Raw genomic sequence first — 3971 nt, 5'->3', positions numbered from 1 at the left:
GGAGATGGCAAGCGTAAAGGTGATCAGCACGGAAAGTGCGGCGACGTAATTTGCATCAATAAATCGGCTGAGGCGAAAATATTTAGATGCTGAAATCCATTGTCTATTGATGGGTTATATACGTCGATTGTGGGTTATATACGCTTTATAAATAAGACGCAGTTGCGTTGCTCGTGACAATTGGAGCTAGCAATTTAGATTGCGGCGGGATTTTTGAATCGATTGCTTGTCAAACGATACTTTGCTAGCTATCACATAAACACAGTGGTACGTGACTTCCGAACTGCCGGTGGCGGTGCCTTGGGCTGCCGGGAAGTACGACGCGTGTTTCCACCTTATCCATCACTCCGCTGACGTGCAACGCACCGGCGGTGCCGCGTGCTATTTAGGCCGATGAGGCCGTCGTCCCACTGTCGCTCGCCTACTGAGTTGGCGTCAACGTCGCGGCTTTCATGCACGGAGTGAATTCATGGCTAGTTAGCGTCAAAAGAAAACGGCGCCGTTGATAACGACGCCGCATCGCATTTACAGGAGACAAGTCCGATGATCTGACACTGACGGTGACTCTCGGGCGTTGCAGCGCTCGAGACCACAACTTCTCTTGCCCTCGAGTAACAGTCTCGTACTTCGACACGCCGAAGTCAAGGGGAGTTGCTTTCTTTTTTATCCCTTGAACCGAGACTGCAATGGCAAGATTGTCTGCATTCCCGCTTGGCGAAATCATTCGGAGACGGCGATCAGCCGCGATGGCCGTCCGCGACCAAAAGAATAAGCTTGCCAACGTGTGGCTGTTCGATTCGCCGAAAATGAACGAGCGCCTGGTGATCAGCGGGGACGTTCCGTTCATGCACGCCGTGCTACTCGAAGCCGATCCTACGGTAGCTGGCTACTTCCTTAGAGACCGAATAGCGCAGAACGGCGGACGGGCTGGCGCTCAGGATATGTGGGTCTACTATGCGGACGGTCGCCATGAAGTCTGGCGGTTCGGTGATCCCGCGCGGCAGCCCACTATGCCGAACCCGAATGACGCGGACGGAGAGCGGGGAGCCAATGCCGAGCCGAACATCGTGCTGAAGGTGGGCGAGGCGCTCGAGTCACACGCAATTCGATTCGACAATGTTCTACATCTTTGCGGATTCGTGAATCGTGCTCGCACGTGCACGGCATGGCATGAAGCACGGCTCGCCATAGAACGCCTAGAAGCCGGGAAGCCCTTCAAACTGATCGACACACTGCAGCAAGGCGATGTCGATCCAGCTGTTATGCTGGGCTTGCTCGGGCACTACATTCTCAATGGCGAACTGCAAGTGGACCTGGCTACGCAACTGCTAGGGCGACTGTCGGAACTGCGCCCTGCACAGCACGACCCGGGATGCGCCAGCGACGTTGCGCCGGCTATCGCCTTGCCTATCATCGATTCCGTCGACGCGCGTGGTTCGGAACGCCTATGCGAGGGACTAAAAATTCGTAGCGCGCGCGGTCGTCCTCGTTGCATTGTTTCCGCTGAGCATCGCGACTTTACGCGCTGGCCGGACGTCGACGACCTCACGCTCTCGTTCATGAGTGAAGCCGACAGAGAAATGTTTAAGAGCCGCCGGCGCGCGGTCATGCTTGCCACCAGAGACGTCGAATACGACGAGATCTATCGAAGGACAAAGTGTACGGAACCCGCCGTACGCTACTGGACAAAGCGGTGTTTGCTCCCGGATGGCGCTGGCGGCATCGTCGGGTTTCCCGCACTGATGCGTGGCTATCGTGTCGGGTACAACCGCACGAAAAGCGTGGAGGTTGAGCAAGGCAGTGGCTCCGCCGGCTACGCAGGCGTATTCGGCCAGGTGCTGGCGCGCTTTCCGGACTTGGCGGAGTTCATTAAGGCCAGGTTGTTCCCTGACGGCAGCGAGCGATTGCCGGAGAAGCGTGGGCCGTATCGCTCCATCTGGATAGATTTCAAGCTTGAGCTTCGCGAACGAGGTGTAGGTGACGGTGAATGGCCGTTTAAGACCGATAATCAAGGTGAAAAGGCAGTTCGCGATTATTGTAAAGAGCTCGAGGAAAATTACCCACTTCTCGCTCGTCGGGCGCGCTTGTCGGCCGATGCGGCGCGCCGTGCGGACGGGCGTGGCCCGAGCCCGCTTATCCAAGCCCAGAGGGTCTGCTCGTTCATACAGTTGGATTTCCACTTCACGGACGCTATTGGCTGCATCATCTTCGAGGATGCGCGGAAGGTACAACACCGGATTCCTGTTGCACGCTTCTATATCGGGTTGATGTGTGACGAAAGTGGCCAATCTGTCTATGGGTTTCATGCGGTTCTTCGGCCGGCTCCCACCGCCCAGAACGTACTCGAAGTGGTCGATAGTGCGATTCGTACCGACCCCGTCGCTTCCGGGCATCCCTTTTTTAGATATGCGCAGGATGGAAGTTACCTGATCGGCTCTTTGGTACCAGAGGTACGCCGAAGTGGCTTTACGGTGCTGAGGATGGACCGAGCATGGTGCAACACATGCGCTGATGTGACGAACAACCTGATGGATGTGCTCGGGTGCGCGATCAATTTTGGTCCTGCACGTGCCTGGGGGGCACGGGCCATTATTGAGCGGATAAATGGAACGCTAACTCGCCGAGGGGTTCAGCGCGTGCCGTCGACGTTGGGCAGTGGTCCAACAGATGGACGTCGAGACGATCCCGTCGGCAAGGCCACTCGCTACGAAATTAAGGTAAGCGATCTTATAGCAATCATCGTCGGTGAAATAAGAAACCATAATATGCAGACTAACGAAGGTTTGCACAATGCCAGCCCGGAGCAACTCGTGCGCGCAGCGGTTGATTTTCCAGAGCAGCCGTACCTTCCACAGCCGCTTCCACAACGAAAGGATGACTGGATGCTTTTCGCTCATCTCGAAGAGGCACGCATCACGGGACGAACCGCCAAAGGTGAGCAGCCGAGTGTGCGGATACACGGCATTCGCTGTACCTACCGCAGCCGGGATTTTGCCGGCAAGCCTTGGCTGATTGGCAAGCCTATTAAGGTTTACATCGACCTGCGGGATATTCGCCATGCAGTTGGCTTTATACCGGACATCAAGCAATCCGTTGAGCTTGTGCCAGAACGGAAGTGGCGCGAGTACAGGGTTTCCTGGTCCGATGCACTTTTGATCGCGCGCGACCGCCGCATACGCCGCGGAGACGACGAATACCGCGCAGTGGTCAGCATCTATCAGGAAGAACAGATGAAGGCCCTTGCACAGGCCACGAACACCAAGCGAGGCGCAATGAACGCCAAGAATTTGGCGCTGGATGCGGCACGACATGAACTGAACGAAAAAAAACAAGGAGAGGATCCGGAACACGCTGTTGAAGAGGGGTGGGAATCGTCGATCGACCTTGTTAAAGCCTTGGGTATTTCGATCGTCCCGCTCACCGGACGAAATTGACGCCAACTGGTATTTGCGCGCATCGGACCTCATGATTCACCATCCCACCGTTGAATAGCACAGAGATGGTTAGCGACGTAACGAGCCGAGCGATTCAGACGATTGACAGCGGGCCAACGGGAGCAAGAGATGAATACGGTTAGTGATACTGAACCAGAAACAGTCGTCAATGGAGGAGATTCCGGCCGCGTCAAGCCATGGCTGCATCCACTGTTCATGAATGTCGATGCCCTTGGAACGCCGCCACTCGATGAAATGTACACCGTCATACGGCTTGTCATGGTGACGGGTGCGACATCGTGCGCGATTGCCGCGCCGAGTGGTACCGGAAAGACGTTTGCAATCGCAAAGTTCCGGGGCGCTCTGCAACGTGACTACGGCGACATTCCCGTCGTGCTATATAACGCTTTGAACCTGCATGCGAACACGATCCGCGGTTTCTTCAAGAATTTTCTTTATGGACTCGGATACGACAGCGCGATAGGGGAAACCGGCGACTTGCGGCAGAGAGTGACAAACTATCTTTCCGATGCTGCG

The 3971-nt window shown here is 55.8% G+C and carries 2 protein-coding genes; both read left to right on the top strand.

The genetic code is table 11. The annotated features are described in order from the left end of the window. Positions 1–746: 746 nt before the first annotated feature. A complete protein-coding gene (locus tag BMI01S_RS36235) occupies positions 747–3434 on the top strand; it encodes a hypothetical protein (RefSeq protein WP_028232995.1) in 2688 nt (895 codons plus the stop codon). A gap of 129 nt (positions 3435–3563) precedes the next feature. Further along, on the top strand, positions 3564–3971 hold a 408-nt coding region (locus BMI01S_RS36230), incomplete at its 3' end, for a P-loop NTPase family protein (protein ID WP_156123906.1).

Origin of the sequence: Paraburkholderia mimosarum LMG 23256 = NBRC 106338, from assembly GCF_000739815.1 — a bacterium.
GTDB classification, from domain to species: Bacteria; Pseudomonadota; Gammaproteobacteria; order Burkholderiales; family Burkholderiaceae; genus Paraburkholderia; species Paraburkholderia mimosarum.
Note: the sequence above shows the minus strand (reverse complement) of the source record. Positions and strands in the feature narration are given on the sequence as shown.